The sequence below is a fragment of the Dokdonella immobilis genome, from assembly GCF_900115085.1.
In the GTDB taxonomy this organism is placed as follows: domain Bacteria; phylum Pseudomonadota; class Gammaproteobacteria; order Xanthomonadales; family Rhodanobacteraceae; genus Dokdonella; species Dokdonella immobilis.
Genome location: NZ_FOVF01000004.1, coordinates 135,104 through 156,975, shown reverse-complemented (window position 1 = coordinate 156,975; position 21,872 = coordinate 135,104). Strand labels below are relative to the sequence as shown.

Below are 21,872 nucleotides of genomic sequence, written 5' to 3'. Positions count from 1 at the left end.
GACGTCACGGCGGAGGCACACCACTCGAAACCTGGACGTGCTTCAACTGCACAGTCGGCAAGACTAGTACATTTGGCGCGGCCTTCGACCATCGGCAGCAGGCGCAAGTCCTCAATCGATGCGGGCAGAACGATTGAAAATCAAAAGTCGAAAATCCATTGGCTCAGACCCCATCGATCATGACCCTATCGATCTGTCCCCGAATCCTCGCCCCCGAACCTTGCGTGTCCCCGAAACCTCGATGGATTGCCGATTGATGCATGGGCCAATCCCGTGCCCAATCCACGAAATTTCATCACCAGGCCGCCGTGTGCAGTAAGCGGGCAGGGCACGGCGAGACGGGTAGAACCCACTATTGCGGAACGCGGATATACGTCCCGCCGGGCAAATGACATCATGGGAGCACATGTTCGCTCGGCCCTCGTCAATGCTCGCCACCATTCCGCGCCTGCCAATGACCTTGTCGCGTTGTCGCACGGGAACAGCGTTGATGCTGGCGCTGGTCGCTTCTTCCTCCTGTGCCGCGGGCGGGCTGCTGCCGGCCTCCCCCGATTCGTATCTTTCCCAGGCGGCCCGCGTTCGCCAGTCGGCCGACCGCCCCTGGTTGCCGGAAGACGGGCGGCTCGGAAACCTGCGACATCTGCGGATTTCCGCCAAGGACTGTGCGGTGCGGATCCTGTCCGGTACCGAGAATCGGGTGTTCCCGGGCAGGAGTGATGTCGTCTTGGTCGAGCAGTCTCGCGTGCTCGACACTTCGCCGGATGAGAAGCCGACTCCGCGCGATGTGGTGCTCGCACCCGATCACGCGCAGGCGTGTCCAGCGGTGGGGTCGTGTGGCCTTTCGATCACGTCATTGCCGCGTGGGTCAGGGTCGGGCAGCGATGACGCAGCCTGCTTCACGGTGCAGATCGCGACGGCGCACGATCTGTTGCTGGGCGGCGATGGCTTGACCGTGCTGGTGGATCGTGTGCACCAGCCGGCATTGCGCATCTCGATCAACCCGGGGTTCGGCCAGCGCTTGTGGCTGGAGCAGGCGCGAATCGGATTGTTGTCGATCAGTGCCAACGCTCCTGTGCGCGTCGGTGGTAACGGCCAGATCGACTTCCTGCAGGCGGGAAGTTCGAACGGCGGCAGCGTGATGCTGCTGCACGAATTCCGTGCGCAGCATGTGGGCGTGTCGACCACGACGACAGGCACGCATTGGTCAGTCCATATCGGTGCCGATACCACCGCGGGCTACTATCAGCCCGCCCGAGCGCCCGGATCCCTGGCAAAGAACTACGGGATCGAGGTCGATGGACCACTTGATCGACTCGACATGCCTGCGGGACGGGTCGATCCCAGTCCGCTTGCCGAAAGCACGCGAATCGCCGCACGCGCGCTGCGCCAGGCCGTCCTGGCCAAGGTTGGGACCGCGCGGGAACTGGCGTCCGCCGAGCCCGGTTTGCCATTGCCGACTGCCGCGGCTGCAGCCCTGCCCATCGACCCGCGCGAACACGTCGCGCAAGTGGTGGCGCGCTATCTTCCGGCATCCACGCGTATCACGGATGTTGCCCTCTGGCGCCGAGGCGGACGCCTCGAAGGCGTTGCGGCCGACGTTGCCTCTGCCCGCGATGTCGTGCGCCTGCTGCGGGATTCGGGCGAGTTCACCTACGTCAGTGGTGGTGGCGGTTCACCACGCGCTGGCGGATATGCGTTCTCCGCACAATTGAACTTTTCCTGCGATGCGCCGGGCGGACCGAGCGAATGTCCGGCAGGCGAGTCGCCGCATGCCGAGGTTTACAGCGAGGCACAGGTTCGCGGCACCCTGGATAGGCTGGTCGGCGACTCCCTGACCTTGCTCGAAGTTCGTCTCGACGGCCAGACAATCCACCTGAGAGCCGCTGCCGCAAGCGAGTCGGAAGCCCGCGCGGCCCTCGAACGCATTCGCCAGCAGAAGGGACTCTTCCGTGTATCGATTTCCAGCATCGGGCGTTCCGGCAGTGGCCCTGCCGCCGAGATCAGTGCCACGCTGAAACTGAACTGCGTCGCGCCGCCAAAGCCAGATGGCATCTGTTCGACATCCAGGTGATCAGATTTCAACAGTGATCCGGACAACAGCGATCGGGACAAAATCAGAACGCAGGATCCGGGACACCCAACATTCGGAACGCCCACTGTCACAGAGCTTGGCGCATCGGGCGTCCCGATCATTTCTGATAGTGGGGTCTGGTGGATTCGCCAATGTGCAGGAAATAGTCGATTGGCCAAGTGGGAGATCGGAGGGACTGTGGATGTCCCGGTTCCTTTCTTTTGTAGAAAATCCCTGACTCGCGGGGTAGGATCGAAGCGGGATTCTGGATGTCCCGATTTGGTGCCGATTTGGTGTGCGGCAGCTCGGCGGCAGAAGATTGTGCGCACCCCGGATACCCCGTCGTCCCGACACTAGGGTTGGTTGGAGAATTTCCTGTGCTGAAAAAAGCAATTACGAGACGTGTATTCCTCGTTCCGCTAGCCAACAACGATCATGGGAAGACGACCATGATCAGATCCCTCGTCACACAAGGTCAACGCCGCAGCATTCAAAAGGTGAAGAGAGGCACGTTCATGCTTGTCTCTCCATGGGGCCGAAGCGTTGATGCCTTGATCATACCGCGCTCCTACCAAGAGACGCTTGAGTTCGAGTACGGATCCGTCAATTCCGCTTTGAACGGCGTAGATCCCGAGTGGAGAGAACGAGATCTTGTCGTTCTCTCAAGCCACCTAGTTGCTAGTGACTGCGCCAAAATGATCGACCTCGCGCACTCCGCCGGATTCGATGCGGTCGTAGCCCCGGTCGTTCTAGGGCGGAAGGAGATTTCGAAGTACAACAGCTGCTTAGTTCTTCCGTGGGACGAGCGGCTGACCATCTGCAACGACAAAACCGATGAGCCCGAGGGACAACTGCTAGCCCTGGGTCACGACCTATGGTCCTGGGTTGCCGCTTTGCTTGAAGGCAGGTAGTTGCGGTCGCTTGGTCAATACCCGTCAAACGGAAGTGAATCGGAACGAAGTGATTCGGGCACGAACAATTTGGGAAGCTGTAGCGCGCAGCAGCCGGACGTCGAGACAATCTCCGAGGGTGGAGCCTGGTCGGATTCGACCAAGTGTGGGAGATCGTCAATCCGTGGAGCAGGACACCGGACTTTTGGTGGATGTGCGGACCATTGCGCTGAATCAGGCGAAGGAAACGTAGGTGTACCAAGTTGTACACTTCGATCTATGGCGTACAATCGACTCGAGTTCCTTAGTGTCCCGGTCCTCGCTTTAGATGCCAACGGCGACCGTGTTGCCAGGAGTAGTGCCTTTTTGTAGAAAATATCTGGCTCGCGGCGTAGGATCGAAGCGGGATTCTGGATGTCCCGATTGGGTGTGTGTCCTTCGACACGATCGTGAACCTTGCATCCGGATGCGAGACAGCCAGCTTGCCAATATAGAAGGCGATGTGGAAATCGACGGCATTGGAACCGCTTCCTGAAATCTGCACGTACTCAACATCGCTACCAAGGGGCTGCAATTCCTGCAACAGCGCGACTGGCACTTTGGTTTGGTTCTGACCAAGAAAGACCATGACTCTGCAATGGCCTGGTACCAGCGACCCGATCGAAGTCGGCTGGACGTTCTCGAAATCGATCAGGAAGAATTGAAGACCCAAGCCGTTCCCCGAAGCGCCGGATGCTTCGGCGAGTGTAACCAACGGAGAGATAATCACGGAATAGTTGACTAACCAGATTCCTGGTTGATCGGAGGATTGATTGATCGGTGACATCCAGCATCACGCCGCTCGATTCCGGGCGTCCGGCATCTGGGTAGCTCGGTGATAGCGAACTGTGGTCCCGGCTGTTCGTGGACTGCCGCGCCTCGCGATACACTTGCGCAGAAGGCGCGTTTGTTGCTTACTGCGCTCCGGGATTGCCAAGGGGCGGAAGAGTCGGGATGGATTCCGTTGCGACCAGGGCGTTTTGGCGTGCGAGTGCGCATATTGCAGCGCTGATTGTCGTTGCGACAACTGCGCTGGGGCTTGCTGCCTGCGGAAAAGCCCCCTCTGAATCCGCTACCCAATCCCCTCATCCCCAACAGGCTGGCCAACCGGTCAGCCCGGCAAGGATGGTCGCTCACGTCAACGCCGCGCGCGCATCCGCCGCGTTGGGCGACTCCGAGGCCGTCGCGGCCCACATCAAGGCGATGACCACCGAAATTACGCGCTCCGCCGGCGTCCCCGATTACACGCGGCCGATAAACCACGAATCCGCAAGAGCAGCTGTGCGAGAAATTCCCGGGGTGCGGTCTTCGGTCTGGATGGACCGCGAAAACCTCGTGGTCATGGTCGACGGCGCCGCTCATCGCAGCATGAAGATGATCGACACCGTCTGCCTGGCCCTCGAGCCGCTCGGCGATACGCTTGCAGTGGTCATCAACGTTCAGGACGTGAGGGCAACAACACCCGACGGCGCAACCACGCTCTCGCGGAACTGCCAGCTACCGGAAGGCCGGCGAGCCTTCCTGCAGAAAAATCGGCAAGTGGATGTCGTTTCGAAAGAACTACGTGACGCTTTCAAGAGGCAGCAGGAGAGGAATTGAGCGGTGAGAAGGAAAGCGACCAGCGAGAGCGCGGTTCCTTCATGCAATCTGCACCCATTCAAGATTCAAGACTTGACCCCGAGCCTCTCCTTAGTCGAGAACCTCAGGCATTCGATGGGGGACGACCGTCCATCCCGGGAACGCTCGATCTCCCCATCTCCAGGGCGTTTCGCCATAGTCTGAATAGGTGCAAAGTCAATCCGCTCCACAAGGTTACAGGGGGGTCCAAAGGAATTATGGGCACAATCGAGCTCCGCTTCGATGCGGCGATCTTCAGCGCCGACGTGGTCGTGCGCACGACCTACCGTTACTCTGGCGACTTCTACACATCCGTCGAACATGAGGCCACGACCTTCGTCGTTCGCTTAGCGCCGCGCTCGAGCACGGTCAACCTTGCCCTGCTCGAAGAGCGATTCCGGACCGATGCACTTGATGAGCGAATGCGGGAACAGATTCGGGAAGAAACCGGTGAAGTCCATGCCGCCCTCGTAACCGCCGCCCTTCGCGAAGCCGTTCCAGCCGACGACGCAGGCCCGACCCCATGAAGTTTCGGGGTCGCGAGGCGTTCACGGGTAGCCGGCCCTATCGCCTGCTTCCGCTTCGCTTTCGACGACTCCCCTGGGATCCATCGCGCGCATTCGTCTCATCGATGTCCGGAGACTGGTTGCTCATGGAGCATGCGACATTGGAGCGCGTCATCGATCGAGTTCTTGCTGCCGATGATCCCGTTCTGACCGACATGGAGGCGCGGCACCTTATCGCGCGCGATATCGACCGATCCACGCTCGCTCCGCTCCTCTCTCAATACAAGGCGAGGAAGGCCTACCTTTCGCAAGGGCCGGCCTTGCACATCATTGTGGTCTCTCTGCGATGCCACCACACGTGTTCCTACTGCCAGGTTTCTCGGAAACCGACCGGTGCATCGTCGTTCGATATGTCTGAGGAGGTCGCGAACACGGTAGTTGAGCGCCTTTTCGAGTGGCCGTCGCACACCCTCACCGTCGAACTCCAGGGTGGCGAACCCTTGCTTCACTTCGAGCGGGTTCATGGGCTCCTATCGCGAATCATTGAACGCAACCAACGAGAACATCGCGAAATCCGCTTCGTTATCGCCTCCACGCTTCACGACCTGACAGATGAGCAAGTACAGGTGCTGAAGACTTATAACGTGCAGCTCTCGACTTCACTCGACGGCCCCGAAGCCCTTCACAATGCTAACCGTCCTCGCCCCGAGCGCGACAGCCATGCCCGGACGCTCGCCGGCATCGAGCGAGCACGAGCAACACTGGGACCAGGCTCGGTGTCGGCACTGACCACGATTACTCGTCGCAGCCTGGAAGATCCCCTGGCCATCATCCACGAATACCGCAGGCGAGACTTTCACTCGATATCGCTCCGGCCCTTGAGCCCATATGGCTTTGCCCGAAAGACCGTGGCACGCACTGGCTATTCCATCGACGAATTCCTGGCCTTCTACCGCAAGGCTCTGGAGATCATCCTCAGTGTGAATCACGACGGATACGAGCTGGAGGAAGGTTACGCGAGCTTGCTCCTCTCTCAGCTCCATACCCCCTTCTCGCACGGATATGTAGATCTCCGTTCGCCTACGGGTGCCGGGCTTGGCGCGGTGGTCTACGACTACGATGGCCAGGTTTACCCGTCCGATGAAGCCCGGATGCTAGCGGCGATGGGCGATACCTCGTTCGCATTAGGACGTGTCGAAGAATCTCCACGCACCTGGCTGAGCTCGCCTGCGATGCGACGTATCCTCGACGCTGGGGTGGCCGAGGCATTGCCGGGCTGTTCGGACTGCGCGTATGTGCCCCTATGCGGCGCGGACCCTATCGACCACTACGCTCGGCAAGGCGATCCCGTCGGACATCGGCCCACCAGCGATTTCTGCCGCAAGCAGATGGGAATGTTCGATCTCCTACTGGAGCGATGGGAGCTTGGCAGTGATGCCGATCGTCGCGTACTCGAACAATGGGCGCTGAAAGCGCCGCGCTCGACTCCCTCAGACGATGTGAGTGAGGCGGGCTGATGCTCCCGCTCGACACCAAGGCGAAGCTGACGAACTGGGGCCATGCTCCTCTGTTGAAGGTCGCTGACTTGGCCGAGATGGCAGTTGGCCGTTTTCCGTTTGAGCGGATGGCGTTGGATCTGCGGTCAATCGGCCAGAAGTCTGCCGCCACAGCCGAACTCGTCGGCCTTCCCTGGGCAGGATTTATTGCTAATCAGGACGCGCAGCTGCCATCGGGTCGCCCTGGGGTGGTTCTCGACGATCGAGCCGGCATCGTACGGCCGGGCGACGTCATCGAGCTGCAACCACTCCGTTCGCGCGTGTTGGTTCGATATCGGCGGGGCGATGCCAGCAATGTTCTATTCGCAACCGAACAATGCAACAGCTATTGCATGATGTGTTCGCAGCCGCCTCACGACGTGGACGACGCCTGGCGTATCGAACAGATGTGCGAACTCGTCAAACTCATCGACGCGGATACACCGTCTCTGGCCATAAGCGGTGGTGAGCCCACCTTGCTGGGCGCGGGGCTCAACCGAGTCATTGGGCACTGCGCCGACCGATTGCCGGCGACACCGCTTCACGTCCTGACCAACGGTCGCCGATTCTCGGCGCACGGCTACGCTGCGACCTTTGAAGCTGCCCACCCCGCGCTTTCGTGGGGCGTGCCCCTCTATGGCGATCACTTTTGCCTTCACGATTACGTCGTCCAAAGTTCAGGTGCCTTCGCTGAAACCATCAAGGGCCTGTACGCCTTGCATCAGGCGGGGCAGCGCATCGAGATCCGCGTCGTCCTGGTCAAGCCGACAGTAGAACGCCTGCAGGAGTTGGTTCGATACCTCTATCGGAACTTGCCGTTCGTCGAGCATGTTGCGCTAATGGGTATCGAACCTACCGGCTTTGCCAAAGCTCACTACGACGACATCTGGATAGATCCGGCTGACATGGCCGACGCGCTTGAAGCGGCTGTCGAGTTCCTCGCTGCTCGCAGCATGGCTGTCTCTCTCTTCAATCTGCCCCTATGCGCCCTGTCTCGCAGTCTCTGGCCGTTCGCACGCCAGAGCATCTCTAACTGGAAGCGGGACTACTTGCCGCCATGTGAGGGCTGCTTGGTTCGGGAACGGTGCGCCGGCTTTTTTTCGTGGACGACGGATGCGTGGACGTCGCGCGCCATTCGTACCATTACTCACCATGAGGAGGGGGTCTCATGCGAAAAGCATTGACTGCGATTGGTGGCCTATTGGCCACACTCAAAGGCTCTGCCCAGGAACCAGACGGTCACACGACGACCGAAGAACTCATGGAGCTGGGTGCGCGTGATTCGGCATTTGCGACGACCTTGACCGCTCCGCTCAATATCAACGTGCAGAACCTATACGCAACCCATCGCTCGCACAGCTCACATCGTTCGCACAGTTCCCACAGCTCGCACTATTCAGGCAGTGGTGGCGGTTATCGCGCTCCGGCACCGGCACCCGCGCACGCCACTCCGCGGAATAACGTCGCGCCTTCTCCCTCAGATGAAAGCAATGCGGCACCGGTCCAGACCTTGGCGCCCGTCGATCAACGCAAGCCAACGACGGATCAGCTTCGGATGATGATCATGCGTGTCCAAGCGGGCTTGTATTCCAAGGGTTACGATCCAGGCGCGATTGACGGAGTGCTGGGCGAAGCGACCAAGACGGCTCTGCGAAAATTTCAATCAGATCGAGGGCTGGCCGTCACCGGGACCATCACAACCGAGACACTGAATGCCTTGGGGATCGCATTGAACTGAAAACACCAACTCTTCTTGTCAATGGGGATGTCAAGCATGGATAAAAGTGAGCTCATTTTTGATGCTCAGCTCGTGATGGGGGCGCGAGTTAGCACATCCCGAGCGCCCATAGGTACGGGGTAAAATCTGAAACCTTCACTGTTTTCTGTATGAAGAAACCACGAATTGGATGAGCCATGTCATCAGTCTTTTTGTCATACGTTCACGAAAACACTCATGTTGTGAAAGAACTATGTGAGTCATTGAGGGCACACGACATAGAGGTCTGGATAGATCGCGACAATATTGCTCCTGGAGTGCGTTGGAAGGATGCAATCCGAGAAGCAATCCAGAGAGGATCGTATTTTGTTGCATGTTTTTCTTCTGAGTACGGCAGCAAGTCAAAGAGCTATATGAATGAGGAGCTCGTACTTGCAGTAGATGAACTGCGTCAACACTCTGCAAATAAGCCTTGGTTCATTCCAGTTCTTCTATCTGAGTGTGAGGTTCCCGCATTGAGTATTGGCGGTGGTCGAACGCTTTTGGATTTTCAATGGGTAAGTCTTTGGGTTGATTGGGATCTAGGGATAAAGAAGATTTTGCAAGTCCTGAAAGCAGGTCAGATTCAAGAAATTAAAGAGTTAATTGACCAGCTTGGCTATGATTACCACAAGCGCATAGAATCACGACGTGATTCCGAAACGCCAAGATCATTCTATGTCAGAAAAGTGCACGAACTGCGAGACGTATATGGCGTTCGGTACGATCCGCTAAAGCTGAACTTCAGTTAGCTGTGCGATGGCGTCCGCATGTATATTCGGAGAACGAGGGTCAGGTTTTGCGCGAAGAGCGGGATCAGGTCTTTCATTTTGAATCTCAAACTCCCTGCCTTTTCGTGATTCCAGTTCGATACACTCGACGGCCCTGGAGGAGCTCGAAGTGAATGGCCACGTCGCCGGACCCGCAGCCAGCTTGGAGCGGGGATTGAGGGTCAGGTCTACCTTCGCAGGGGATTGAGGGTCAGGTCTACCTTCGTACCATTACTCCAGTTGTCCCATACGCAGACCGAAGCTCTGGTTCGGTATGAGCTTCTGAAAGCAGAAGACATGGGGTCCCGTGTGTCCCCATTGTCGGTGCGACAATCCGCGAGCTGTCAACGGTCGACTGGCAGGTCTGTTCGGATTCACTCCACCGGCTCGCGAAACCATGGCTTTTCAGCGTGGACAGGCGGACAATTTCGCGTCCCGCGGGCGGTCGTGCGTCGCGGTTCCCAGGCGCGTCAGCATCAGGCTGGAATTCACATGAGCAAACTGTCGGTTTGTGGCTGGGTTCTTGTTGTTGTGTTGGGGGTCTTCGGTTCGACAGCGGTCAGGGCGGAGCAAGCTCCCGCCGCGGGGGCCGATGGGTCGCGAGGGCAGGCGAGTGAGGCGCGCAGCGAAAGTTCCGGTGCGCTGACGCCGTCGAGGCGCGCGCGACTCGAAGCCGGGGATGCGGAGTTTTCCGAGGAACGCTTTGGCGATCCCGATCTGGCCGAACAGTTCTACGTGAACAGTCGCCTCGGTCCGCTGCGGACCCGAGGGCCGAACCCGACCGTGGGCACCGGGACGATCAGTCCCGACCTGTATTTCCCGGCGCTGAAGCACATCCGCTCGATGCCACGCTTTTCGAGTGCGCGGAATGCGCCGTATCCGTCGCTCGCTGCGCGGTCCGCGGCGCCGTTTGATCCGTTTGCGGCGACGCCCCCCGAAGCCGTCGGCACCTGGACCAACCTCGGTCCATCGAACCAGGGCGGGCGCACACGGGCGCTGCTGATCGACCCGGTCAACCCGAGCATCCTGTACGCGGGCGGCGTGGCCGGGGGCATGTGGAAATCCACGGACGGCGGGGCGAGCTGGTCGGCGCTGACCGACCAGATGGCCAACCTGGCCGTGGTTTCGCTGGCCTTCGAGCCCGGCAATTCGAACGTGATCTATGCGGGAACCGGCGAGGGGTTCGGCAACTCGGATGCCATTCGCGGCGCCGGAATCTTCAAGTCGGCGGATGCCGGCGCGTCGTGGTCGCAGCTCGCCTCGACCAACAATTCGAACTTCTACTATTCGATGAAGATCGGCGTCAGCCCTCGTAACACGCAACGCGTGTGGGCAGCGACCGGCACCGGAATCTTTCGGTCCCTCGACGCGGGCAGCAGCTGGACCCAGGTGATCGACGCTAGCGCCGTCGGTGGCTGCAATGACATCGCGATGCAGAATCAGGGGGCGTCGGGTTTCGTCTTCGTCGCCTGCGGGCGCGCAACGTCGCAAGGAACGGTCTATCGCGGCGACGACACGGACACCTCGACTCCGACGAGCGTGCTCTCGCTGAGCGGCCAGGGCCGCAGTTCGATCGCGATCGCGCCGTCCGACGAGAGCGTCGTCTATGTCATGGCCTCCCAGCGCAACGCGGGTGGCGGACCCGGAACCTATGGGCTGCACGGCATCTATCGATCTGCGTCCAACGGCGCCAGCGGTTCCTTCGTCACCCAGCGCCAGGGCAACGTCGCGCCCGCCAACACCGCGCAGAAGATCAACCAGTTGCTGCTCAGCAATCCCGTCATCGCGCTGCTCACCGAATGCGGCTTCGGCTCGTCCTCATTCCTCAACCAGGGCTGGTACGACAACGCCCTCGCCGTCGATCCACTCGACCCGAATATCGTCTGGGCCGGTGGCGTCGATCTGTGGCGATCCGACAATGCCGGTGTCGACTGGGGCACCGCAAGCTACTGGTGGTTCGACAAGGGCATCGATCCCGAATACCACCACGCCGACCAGCATGGCATCGTCTTTCATCCGCAGTACAACGGCACCAGCAATCGCATCGTGTTCGCGACCAGCGATGGCGGCGTGGAACGCACGGACAACGCACGCGCGCCGGTCAATACCACGCTTGCTCAGATCTGCGGCAGTCCCGTTTCGAATGGCACCGCGTGGATCGATCGCAACACCGGCTACGTCACCAGCCAGTTCTACGACGGCGCCGTCTATCCGAACGGCATGACGTATTTCGGTGGACTTCAGGACAACGGCACCCAACGCGGAAACTCGTCGTCGTCCGACTGGTCGACCCTGATCGGTGGCGATGGCGGGTATGCCGCTGTCAACACGCTCGGTGATTCGGATCCGGCCAACGACGTGCTGTTCGCGGAAAACACCGGAAAATCCTTGCAGCGATCGACCAATGGCGGCGCGACATTCAGTTCCGTCAGCGGCGCGATCACCGGCACGGGATTTCTGTTCATCGCGCCGTTCGCGATGAACGAAGGCAACCGCCAGCAGATCTGGACCGGCGGGTTCGACATCTGGCGCAGCACGAACCAGGGCACGAGCTGGGCGCGCGCGACCGGCTCGAGCGGAACCTGTGGAAACGGTTCGATATCCGCGTTCGCGACCCATCCCCTCGATGGCAATCGCGTCCTGATCGGCATGTCGGATGGCTGCTTCCACTACAACACGGCCGCCCTGTCGGCCCCCAACACGGGTACATGGCCGGGCGGTGGCACCCTCGCCAGTGGTTTCATTTCATCAATGGCGTGGGATCCGAACGACGTCAATGTCGCCTACGCGACCGTTTCCGCCTTCGGTATTCCGAGTGTGTACAAGACGACCACGGGCGGAGTCGGCTGGTCGCCGAGCGTCGGCAGCGGCCCGACGTCGATCCCGCAGATTCCGGCCTTGTCGGTAGTCGTCAATCCCAACGATTCGCAGCAGGTGTTCGTCGGAACCGACCTCGGCGTGTTCACGTCGACCGACGGTGGCGTCAACTGGAACGTGGAGAATTCGGGGTTCGCGCGCACGCCGGTCGAGGCGCTGAAGGTCGACCAGAACGGGACGCGGCTGTTTGCGTTCACGCACGGTCGCGGCGTGTGGTCGACGCGGATCTGCAACCCGTGCCTCAACAGCGTCGGCGGTACCGTGAATGGTCTGGCGCCCGGCAATACCGTGACCTTGCGCAACAACGGCGGCGATGACCTGCTCGTCCCGGACGATGGCAACTTCCTGTTCCCGGCGCCGGTGATCGATGGCAGCCCCTATGCGGTCACCGTGTTCGCCCAGCCGACCACGCCGAGCCAGACCTGCCTGGTTTCGAACGGCAGCGGCACGATCGCCGGTGTCGACATTGCCGACGTCGCGGTCGCCTGCTCGATCAATACCTATCTCGTCGGAGGAACGGTCGCCGGCCTGGCCGCGGGCGCAAGCGTCTCGGTCCAGAACAATGGCGGCGATACGCGCGTACTGTCGACCAACGCGGCCTTCGATTTCCCGACCGCGCTGCCGGATGAGTCGAGCTATGCCGTGACGATTTCGGCGCAACCGGCGGCCGGGTTCCAGCAGGTGTGCTGGGTCAACCGGGGCAGCGGCGTGCTGGCCGGAGCGAACATCAGCTCGGTACGGATCCAGTGCGTGGACCTCAGTGACCTGATCTTCCGCGACGGGTTCGACTAGGCGGCCGCGCCATCGCATCGGGACCGACGTCCCGCCAAGGGAGAATCGCCAACCCGCGGAGCCTCGTGGCAATTCGATACACTCTGCGCACCGCAGTGGGTGATCAACGCGCATGGCCACTTCACCGGATCCTCAACCTGGCTGGAGTCGAGACACGATCGCGCGACTCAATGCCGTGCTTGCGCTCGAGCCCGATGACGACGTCGGATGGGAGGACTGGCCGGCCGCGATGTCGGACCCGCTGCTGATCGAGCCCGCGCTGCTGGCGTACGACCGGCCCGATGCCCGCGACGACGAGCGCGTGCTGATCGTCGAGCTGCTCCTGAACGTGTTCGAGTTTTGTTCCGTGGAACGCGAAGGCAACCCCGACTGGCGTGGAACCCTCGATCGGATCGAGCGCAACATCGACCTGCACCGATCGGCAGTGAAGCGCTGGGCCGAGCCCGAAGATGGCGTCCCCTGGATCATCGGCTCCGCGCTCCAGGTCCTTCTCGCGCGTCATTCGTCGCGCGGATGAGGCAGTCGCTCGGCGTGCGATTCGCTGCCCGCAAATCGCCATATCTTTGAATGATCCCGTCAGACCTCGGTCCGCGTGTCGACACGGTCGCCCTGCTCAATGACCCTGCGCCCGGAATGCGCAGTGGCATGGGTGAGGACTTGCGACCTTCCGGGTGAATGCGAGGCGCGCGAATTCGCGTCGTCGACATCCACACAGACCATCCGGGGGATCCCATGTTGGAACGATTTGAAGGTTTGAAGCGCATCGGGCGTCGGCTGTTGCGCCCGTGGATCATTGCCTTGGCGCTGGTCGGTTTCGGCGTCGTCTACTTCGTCAAGCACCCGCCGGTCGAGACGATCAAGGGGCGTGAAGTCGCGCTTCGCACGAACCAGTGGACCGGAACGACGATGCTGCTGCGCGAAGGCGCGGCCGTGGTCGTGCCGGGCGTTCATTCCTTGCGCCGGTTCTCGCTCGAGGACCACATGTTTCGGCCAACGCGCAGCGCGACTGCCGACGGCGAGGCGCCGCTGCAGTCGTCCGAGGGCCTGTCGATCGGCGTCGAACTGACGGTCCGCTACGCACTCGATCCGGACAGGCTCGCGACGGTCGGCGTGAACCTGCCGAAGGACATCGAAGGCGGACTCGTCGATCCGCTCATGCAGGGCGTGATCTATCGCGTGTTCACGCGCTACACCGTGCGCGAGATCTTTTCGAGCAAGCGCCAGGAACTGCAGGACGCGGTCGAGAGCGAACTCAAGCCGCTGATGGCAAAGGACGGCCTGATCCTGCGCCAGGTCATGATGGGCAATGTCGATCTGCCGGCCGACTACCGCGCCGGCATGGACCGCCTGCTCGCGGTCGAACTCGAGAAGGAGAAGATGCAGTACACGCTGCAGCTCAAGGAACAGGAGGTCAAGCAGACCGAGCTGCAGGGCGAGGCCGAGAAGGTGCGCCGGCAGAAGGCGGCCGAGGCGGCGGCGAACGAACAGGTGATCGCGGCGCAGGCCCAGGAAGAGGCGATGAAGCACGTGATCCCGTTCAAGCAGAAGCAGATCGAGCAGCGCAAGCTCGAGGCCGACGCGGACAAGGTCGCCCGCGTGAAGGCGGCCGAAGCCACGGCCCAGGCACGCCTGATCGAAGCCGAGGCCGAGGCCAAGTCGCGCCAGAAGCTCGCCGATGCCGAGGTCTACCGCATGGACGAGATCGGCAAGGTCTCGAGCATCCAGCTCGAACGCGATGGCGCCCTGATCAGCAAGTACCCGCTGCTGATCCAGAAGACCATGGCCGACAAGCTCTCCGACAAGATCTCGGTGATCATCGCCGCACCGCCCGCCGACGGCGGCTTCGTCGGCGGCAACCTGATCGGCACGGTGAGCAGGGGAGCAGGGCAGTGATCGGCCGCGGCGTGCTGTTCGCGATCGCCGTCCTGCTCGGCTCGGCATCGATCGCGCGCGCCGCCGAGATTGCGCTCGCGATCGTCGTCGAGGACCAGTCCGCGCTACGCGCCGAACCGCGTCGGTCGGCGACGCAGCACGCGGTGCTGTGGGCGGGCGATACTCTCGAAGTGCGCGGCGAGCGCCTCGAATACCTGCAGGTCTACGACCACCGGCGCGAGCGCGCCGGGTTCGTGCGCATGCGCGACGTGCGCCGCATCACGCTCGATCCCGAACGCGCCGTTGACCTGTTCGCGGTCGTGCAGTTTCTGCGCGAGAGTCCCGGTGACGAGGCGCTCGGCATCGCCTACGCGGCTGCCTACCTGCGTGCGGCGCCGGCCAAGGCGATCGGCGCCGACATTTTCGATGCGCTCGGCACGTTGGCCGATCACCTTGCCCAGCGCGCTTCGTCGAACCGCAATTCCTCGCGTGACGTGACCTTCGCGGCGCATCTCGAAGTGGCGGCGCAGTACGGCGTCGCGATCCGCAGTTTCGAGCGTGCCGGACGCATGCAGCTCTGCTACGACGGCGAGGCCTTCCGTCGTGTGTTGGCCTTGCCGGCGAGCGACGAGCAGAAGGCGCGCGCGGCGCTGGCGCTGACGCGTCCCGAGTGTGCCGACCCCGACATGACGCCGGTGCAGCGCCATGCGTTCGACACCTGGCGCACCGACGTGCTCGACCGCGCGCCGCGCAATGACCTGTCGGACCTCATGAAGAACCGCCTGCGCATGCGAAGCGCGGCGGTATGGGCCAGTGTCGCGTTCCAGCGCTCGCGTCGCGGCGAGGACCCTCGCGAAGCGGCCGAGCGTGCACTCGCGGAACTGGCCGCCGTCGATACGCGCCATCTCGCCGAGAGCGATGCTGACGACTACAGCGAAGCGGCCGTGCGTGTCGGCGCATCGCGCTGGGCGGCCGAGCGGGCCGTCCCGAGCAAGTCGGACCTCAAGCTCGTCACCGAGCCCGGCGACCCGGGCCAGACCTGCCTGTTGCTCGTCGACGCGAAGCACGGTCCGAAATCGCCGCTGATGCGCCAGTGCACGTTCGCGACCGTGTGGCTGAACTCGGCACGCGTCAACGCGCAAGGCACGGCCCTTGCACTGGCAGTGCAGCCGCTCGAATCCTGGCGCGAGTTGTGGGTGTTCCATCGCGACGGCAATCGGTGGCGCGTCGACATCGCGCCGCCCGGCACCGACAGCCCCGATCTCGGCTACATCGAATTCGCGGGCTGGGTGCCGGGCGGAAAGAAGGTGCTGGCCGCGCGTGAGATCCTGGCCGAGGACCGCTTCGTGCAGAGTTTCGAACTGCTCGACCTCGCCACGCTCAATGTCGACAAGCGCGCCGACAAGCCGGATTACCTCAGCATCTTCTATCGCTGGCAGGATCCGGAGTGGAAGAGCCAGACGGTGAGTTTGCGCTAGGGGCCGGCGGCAGAGAAGCGTTGGGAACGGACAGTTGCGACCGGCGCGGTTTCGATGGTGGGCGGTGCGTTGCCGCTTCGTTGTAGGAGCGGCTTCAGCCGCGATGCTTTTCAGGATCGTCGAGAGTGATGGAAAGCATCGGGCGTGAACGCCCCCCTTCGAAAGGCGCGGACGTGCGGCGCGGGTTTCGATGGTGTTCGATGCGTAGCCGCTCCGTTGTAGGAGCGGCTTCAGCCGCGATGCTCTTCTCCGCACCGTGTCGAAAAGCATCGCGCCTGAAGGCGCTCCTACGATGAGTGCAAAAGGCGGCGCGGGTTTCGATGGCGGGGACGGCGTTTGTGAGAAGCTGTGCCGCCAGCCCGCCCGCTCCCGCGAAACGGGATTGAGGGTCAGGTTGAGGTGCCGAGAGAGTCCATCGACTTCGCTGCGCTACGCTCAGGACGAACGGGGAGGTGGTTTACGTTCATTTGCGTAGGGCGAATGGAGGCGGATGTTGGGGTACTGGGAGAGTACTTCGACTTCGCTGCGCTACGCTCAGGGCGAACGGAGGGATTTTGGGCGTTCGTCCGTGCGGGACGAATGGAGGCGGATGTCGAGGCGCGAGGGGCGTCCTTCGACTTCGCTGGATTACGCTCAGGGCAAACGGCGGGATTTCGGGCGTTCGTTTGAGCAGGGCGAATAGTGGCAGGCTTCGGGGTGCCGAGGGCGTCTTTTGACTTCGCTGCGCTACGCTCAGGACGAACGGAGAGATTCTAGGCGGTCCAATGCGACAGGCACGGGGTCGTGTCATTGATGAATACGTATGCAGCCAACCCCGCAGCCCGCCGCTCGAACTACCATGGTGAAGTCCGCCGACTGCCTTGATCGCGGCGCTTCCCCTTGTCTTGCGGAATCCCCGATGACAACCAAACCACCCCTTTCCTTCTGGCAGATCTGGAACATGTGTTTCGGCTTCCTCGGCATCCAGTTCGGCTTCGCCCTGCAGAACGCGAACGTGAGCCGGATCTTCCAGACGCTCGGCGCGGACATGGATCAGATTCCGCTGCTGTGGATCGCGGCGCCGTTGACCGGGCTGATCGTTCAGCCGATCGTTGGGCACTTTTCGGACCGGACCTGGACCCGACTCGGGCGGCGGCGGCCGTATTTCCTCTATGGGGCGCTGCTGGCGAGCCTGGCCCTCGTGCTGATGCCGAACTCCCCGCAGCTCTGGATGGCGGCGGGATTGCTGTGGCTGCTCGATGCTTCGATCAACGTGTCGATGGAGCCGTTTCGCGCCTTTGTCGGTGACCAGTTGCCGGCGCAGCAGCGGGCGCGCGGTTATGCGATGCAGAGCTTTTTCATCGGCATCGGTGCGGTCGTCGCGAGCCTGCTGCCATGGCTGCTGGCGCGCTTCGGCGTTGCCAACACGGCGGCGGCGGGCGAGATTCCGCAGACGGTCCATTACGCGTTCTATGCCGGGGCCGTGGTCATGTTCGGGGCGGTCGGCTGGACCGTGCTGCGCACGCGCGAGTACCCGCCCGAGACGCTCGAAGGTTTCGATGATGCGGTGCCTGTCGATGCGGGAGCGTCGACGTCGGCGTCGCCGGGCAATGCGCTGCTTTGGCTGATCGCCGGTGGTGGCCTGCTGACCTGGATCGTGCTCGGTGGCCTCGCCCATGAGTTGTTCATCCTGGCCGGTGGCTTGCTCGGCTACGGCATCGCCCTGCTGGTATTAAGCTACACGCGTTCGGGTGGGGCTTTCGTGCAGATCATGGCCGACCTGCACGCGATGCCGGGGCCGATGCGGCGCCTCGCCCTGGTCCAGTTCTTCTCGTGGTTCGCGCTGTTCGCGATGTGGATCTACACGACCGCGGCCGTGACCGGGGTGCACTTCGGCAGCAGCGATCCGACTTCGGCGGCCTACAACGAAGGGGCGAACTGGGTCGGTGTGCTGTTCGCGGCCTACAACGGCTTCGCCGCGATCGCGGCGATCGTGATTCCGTTCATGGTCGCGCGCCTCGGCCTGCGTGCGACGCACTGGATCAATCTGTGGATCGGCGCGGTGGCGTTGTTCTCGTTCCTGTTCATCCGAGATCCGGACTGGCTGCTTGCCTCGATGGTCGGCATCGGTTTTGCCTGGGCCTCGATCCTGTCGCTGCCCTACGCGATGCTCTGCGACTGCCTGCCGGCGAAGAAGATGGGTGTGTACATGGGCATCTTCAATTTCTTCATCGTGATTCCACAGCTGCTCGCGGCGAGCGTGCTCGGTGTGCTGCTGAAGACCTTCTTCGGCAACGAGCCGATCTATGCGCTGGTGCTCGGCGGCGCGAGTTTCCTGATCGCCGGGCTGTGCATGCTGCGCGTGCCAGACGTGCAGACGGCGGCGGTCGCGACCGCGAGGGGAGGCTGACATGGTTCGATATCGCTTCGGTTTCACGCTGCTCGCTGCTCTTGCGCTAGGCGCCTGCACGCAGACGACCCGACCGGATCGCGACGACAAGGCGACGCCGGCCTCGCGCGAGTACTTTGGCACGCTCGAACCGCTGGCCAGTGATGCGATCTACTTCGTCGTCACCGATCGCTTCGTCAACGGCGATCCCGGCAATGACCATCGCGACCAGGGCGGTGTGCATCCGACCTTCGACATCCCGTTGCCTTGCGACGACGGCATCGTCGCCCACCTCGGCTACCTTGGCGGCGACTTCCGCGGCCTGCTCGACAATGCCGACTACATCCGCGAGATGGGTTTCGGCGCGGTCTGGATCACGCCGATCGTCGACAATCCCGACGAGGCGTTCACGGGTGGCGACGAAGTCACCTGCACCTCGTTCCTGACCGATCGCGGCAAGGCCGGCTATCACGGCTACTGGGGCATGAATTTCTACCGGCTCGACGAACACCTGCCGAGCCCCGGACTCGGCTTCGCCGAACTGACGCGCGGCCTGCACGAGAAAGGCCTCAAGACCGTGCTCGACATCGTCGCCAACCACAGCTCGCCGGCCTGGTCGATGCCCGAGAAGCAGCTCGGCTTTGGGCAAGTGTTTGATGCCTCCGGAACGCTGCTCGCCGATCACGGCAATCTTCCGCCCGAGCGCCTCGATCCGGCGCACGAGCCGCTGCAGCGCTGGTACAACACGAAACCCGATCTCGCCCAGCTCGGCGATTTCAATCCCGACAATCCGGCGCTCATGGACTACCTGGTCGGCGCCTATCGGCAGTGGATCGCCCAGGGCGCCGATGCGTTCCGCGTCGACACGATCGGTCATCAGCCGCTCGATTTCTGGAACCGATTCGCCGCGCGCATCCGTGCCGATCACCCGGGCTTCTTCATGTTCGGCGAGGCCTTCGATTACGACGCGGCCAAGATTGCGCCCTACACCTGGAACGAGAATGGCCGCTACAGCGTGCTCGACTTCCCGATGAAGCAGGCGATCGCGGCGACCTTCGAGAAACCCGGCGGCGACTTTGCCGCGCTGGCCCCGGCGCTCGCGCTCGAAGGCGGGCCCTACCAGAACCCCTACGAGCTGACCACGTTCTACGACAACCACGACATGGCCCGCTTCGCCGGCAGCGACAACGCCTTCATCGACGCGCACAACTGGTTGTTCACGGCGCGCGGGATTCCGGTCGTCTACTACGGCTCGGAAATAGGCTTCATGCGCGGTCACGCCGAGCACCATGGCAACCGCAATTATTTCGGCACCGAGGGCATCGCCGCGGCGCGCCTGCATCCGATCCATGCCGCGCTGTCACGCGTGGCGCATGCGCGCAAGGATTCGGTGGCCTTGCAGCGCGGCCTGCAGCTCGACCTCGAACTGGCCGGCGATCGCGCCGCGTTCTATCGCGTCTACGAACACGACGGTGTCGCGCAGACGGCGTTGGTCCTGCTCAACAAGGGCGACAGCGCACAGACCTTCATGCTCGGGGCGCAGCAACAGCCTGGGGTCTGGCATGACGCCCTGAATCCCGATGCGCCGCCGCTGACGATCGCGGCAAATGCGGCACCGTCACTCTCGGTACCCGCGCATGGCGTTGCGATCTGGTTGCTCGATGCGCCAATCAGCCGCCCGGCCCTGCGTGCGCGGCTCGATCAGCTCATGGCTGGGCGTGAGCGCCGCACGAGCGGCGCACGATGACCTTGGCCGGCAGCATGACGCTCTCGGCCGGCTCGCCGCGAATCTGCTGAAGCAGGCGTTCGACGAGGATTTCGCCGGCCTGCTTGGTGTCCTGCTGCACGGTGGTCAGCGGAATACTTGCGTAGCTGGCCATCGGGATATCGTCGAATCCGACCACCGACACCTGCTCGGGAACGTGCAGGCCCGACTCGACCAGGGCGTTGGTCGCGCCGATCGCGAGCAGGTCGCTGGCCGCGAACACACCGTCGAAATCGACACCGCTGCGGATCAGCGCGGCGACCGCTTCGTGGCCGACCTGCTCGGTAGAATCGAGCGCATCGACCTGCAGGGCCGGATCGATCGGCAGTCCGGCTGCTTCATGGGCGGCGCAGTAGCCGCGGTAGCGGTCGAGGAACTCGGGGCATTGCTCGCTGGTGCTGCCGACGAAGGCGATGCGGCGCCGGCCGAGGCCGAGCAGGTGCTCGGTGATTGCGCGCCCGCCGTTGACATTGTCGCAACCGACCGAGATGCCGGGCTGGCCCTCGACCACGGCGCCCCAGCGCACGAAATGGGTGTTCTGGTCTTCGAGCTTCTGCAGCGTGCTGCGCGCGACCAGGTAGTCGCCGTAGCCGAGCAGGATCAGGCCATCGGCCTTGTGGCTGTCCTGGTAGTCGGCGTGCCAGTCGTTGGAGAACTGCTGAAACGAGATCAGCAGATCATAGCCCTGGCGCGCGCAGGCGCGCGTGATCGAGCCGAGCATCGAGAGGAAGAACGGATTGATCAGCGACTCGTCCGGGGTCGGATCCTCGAACAGGAGCAGGGCCAGGGTCACCGAATGCTGCCGGCGCAGGCATGAGGCGTTCTTGTCGACCTTGTAGTTGAGCTGCTTGGCGATCGCCTGGATCTTGCGCCGCGTGTCGAGGCTGACCAGCGAGCTGCCGCTCAACGCGCGCGACACCGTCGACTGCGAGACCCCGGCCTCGTAGGCGATATCGAATGAGGTGGCTTTTCCTTTCGAGCTCACGCGGTGGCTGTCGCAGCGGATGCGAAGCCTCCTTTTTACCGGATCGGCATCCTTTGGGCGTTCTGCATTGCAGCATGGGTTGGTGGCCGAGATTCGAGATTCGAGATTCGGGATTCGAGATTCGGGATTCGAGATTCGGGATTCGGGATTCGAGATTCGGGATTCGGGATTCGGGATTCGGGATTGGGGATTGGGGATTGGGGATTGGGGATTGGGCGCGCGGGCGTCGCAGAGGCGACACATCGCGGCGTTGATCTTGGGGAGCGCAAAAGGCGCCAGGTCCCGGCCTTCGCCGGGAAGACGGCGAGGTTGGATGCGGCTATTGGGCGAGCCGGATTGAGGAAAGGCTCGTCGTCCCTGCGCAGGCAGGCATCGGTCATCGAAGCCCGCGCCCCCAATCGCGCTTCGCGCTCTTCGTAGGAGCGCCTTCAGGCGCGATGCTCTACGTTGCGTTGCGGAGAAGTCTTGCGGTTTGCCGCAACCAAGCATCGCGGCTGAAGCCGCTTCCTACAACGGAGCGGTGACGCGGCTCGCGTGATCGGAACCCGCGC

At 62.5% G+C, this 21,872-nt stretch carries 16 protein-coding genes; 14 read left to right on the top strand and 2 right to left on the bottom strand.

The window, feature by feature from the left end:
• The first annotated feature begins 490 nt into the window (after window positions 1–490).
• Window positions 491–2,071, top strand: a complete 1,581-nt coding sequence (locus tag BM125_RS04770; protein WP_092405430.1) for a hypothetical protein — start codon at window positions 491–493, stop codon at window positions 2,069–2,071.
• A 449-nt stretch (window positions 2,072–2,520) separates the two neighbouring features.
• Window positions 2,521–2,982 (top strand): hypothetical protein, encoded by a 462-nt coding sequence (locus BM125_RS04765; protein ID WP_139224858.1) that lies wholly within the window; start codon window positions 2,521–2,523, stop codon window positions 2,980–2,982.
• Window positions 2,983–3,265: 283 nt separating this feature from the next.
• Here the strand turns inward: BM125_RS04765 and BM125_RS04760 are convergent, their stop codons facing one another.
• Window positions 3,266–3,787 (bottom strand): PIN domain-containing protein, encoded by a 522-nt coding sequence (locus tag BM125_RS04760; RefSeq protein ID WP_139224857.1) that lies wholly within the window; start codon window positions 3,785–3,787, stop codon window positions 3,266–3,268.
• Between the two features lie 167 nt (window positions 3,788–3,954).
• Here BM125_RS04760 and BM125_RS04755 point away from each other — a divergent pair, with 167 nt between their 5' ends.
• The 12 genes from BM125_RS04755 to BM125_RS04700 all read left to right on the top strand — a co-directional run bounded on the left by BM125_RS04755 (window position 3,955) and on the right by BM125_RS04700 (window position 20,318).
• Window positions 3,955–4,599 (top strand): hypothetical protein, encoded by a 645-nt coding sequence (locus BM125_RS04755; RefSeq protein ID WP_245778789.1) that lies wholly within the window; start codon window positions 3,955–3,957, stop codon window positions 4,597–4,599.
• On the top strand, window positions 4,596–5,144 hold the full coding sequence (hxsD, locus tag BM125_RS19695) for a His-Xaa-Ser system protein HxsD (protein WP_139224856.1): 549 nt from the start codon (window positions 4,596–4,598) through the stop codon (window positions 5,142–5,144). Before BM125_RS04755 ends, hxsD begins: the two co-directional genes overlap by 4 nt.
• The gene (hxsB, locus tag BM125_RS04745) at window positions 5,141–6,640 is read left to right on the top strand and encodes a His-Xaa-Ser system radical SAM maturase HxsB (RefSeq protein ID WP_092405422.1); all 1,500 of its coding nucleotides are present in this window, start codon (window positions 5,141–5,143) and stop codon (window positions 6,638–6,640) included. The genes hxsD and hxsB overlap by 4 nt, the downstream gene beginning before the upstream one ends.
• Window positions 6,640–7,842: a His-Xaa-Ser system radical SAM maturase HxsC gene (gene hxsC, locus BM125_RS04740; protein ID WP_092405420.1), complete on the top strand. Its 1,203-nt coding sequence runs from the start codon at window positions 6,640–6,642 to the stop codon at window positions 7,840–7,842. Before hxsB ends, hxsC begins: the two co-directional genes overlap by 1 nt.
• Window positions 7,827–8,396 carry a His-Xaa-Ser repeat protein HxsA gene (gene hxsA, locus BM125_RS04735; protein ID WP_092405418.1) on the top strand — a complete coding sequence of 190 codons (570 nt, stop codon included), beginning with the start codon at window positions 7,827–7,829 and terminating at the stop codon, window positions 8,394–8,396. The genes hxsC and hxsA overlap by 16 nt, the downstream gene beginning before the upstream one ends.
• A 176-nt stretch (window positions 8,397–8,572) precedes the next feature.
• Window positions 8,573–9,166, top strand: a complete 594-nt coding sequence (locus BM125_RS04730; protein ID WP_092405416.1) for a toll/interleukin-1 receptor domain-containing protein — start codon at window positions 8,573–8,575, stop codon at window positions 9,164–9,166.
• Between the two features lie 510 nt (window positions 9,167–9,676).
• The gene (locus BM125_RS04725) at window positions 9,677–12,853 is read left to right on the top strand and encodes a beta propeller repeat protein (protein ID WP_092405414.1); all 3,177 of its coding nucleotides are present in this window, start codon (window positions 9,677–9,679) and stop codon (window positions 12,851–12,853) included.
• Window positions 12,854–13,028: 175 nt separating this feature from the next.
• The gene (locus BM125_RS04720) at window positions 13,029–13,370 is read left to right on the top strand and encodes a hypothetical protein (protein ID WP_092405412.1); all 342 of its coding nucleotides are present in this window, start codon (window positions 13,029–13,031) and stop codon (window positions 13,368–13,370) included.
• 215 nt (window positions 13,371–13,585) lie between these two features.
• The gene (locus BM125_RS04715) at window positions 13,586–14,746 is read left to right on the top strand and encodes an SPFH domain-containing protein (RefSeq protein ID WP_092405410.1); all 1,161 of its coding nucleotides are present in this window, start codon (window positions 13,586–13,588) and stop codon (window positions 14,744–14,746) included.
• The gene (locus tag BM125_RS04710) at window positions 14,743–16,203 is read left to right on the top strand and encodes a hypothetical protein (RefSeq protein WP_245778788.1); all 1,461 of its coding nucleotides are present in this window, start codon (window positions 14,743–14,745) and stop codon (window positions 16,201–16,203) included. Before BM125_RS04715 ends, BM125_RS04710 begins: the two co-directional genes overlap by 4 nt.
• A gap of 898 nt (window positions 16,204–17,101) precedes the next feature.
• Window positions 17,102–18,592 (top strand): MFS transporter, encoded by a 1,491-nt coding sequence (locus BM125_RS04705; RefSeq protein ID WP_092405408.1) that lies wholly within the window; start codon window positions 17,102–17,104, stop codon window positions 18,590–18,592.
• A 1-nt stretch (window position 18,593) separates the two neighbouring features.
• Window positions 18,594–20,318, top strand: a complete 1,725-nt coding sequence (locus BM125_RS04700) for an alpha-amylase family glycosyl hydrolase (RefSeq protein ID WP_092405406.1) — start codon at window positions 18,594–18,596, stop codon at window positions 20,316–20,318.
• Here the strand turns inward: BM125_RS04700 and BM125_RS04695 are convergent.
• Entirely contained in the window at window positions 20,278–21,321 is a 1,044-nt protein-coding gene (locus BM125_RS04695; RefSeq protein ID WP_092405404.1) for a LacI family DNA-binding transcriptional regulator, read from the bottom strand. The two genes, BM125_RS04700 and BM125_RS04695, sit on opposite strands and share 41 nt — an antisense overlap.
• Between the last annotated feature and the right edge of the window lie 551 nt (window positions 21,322–21,872).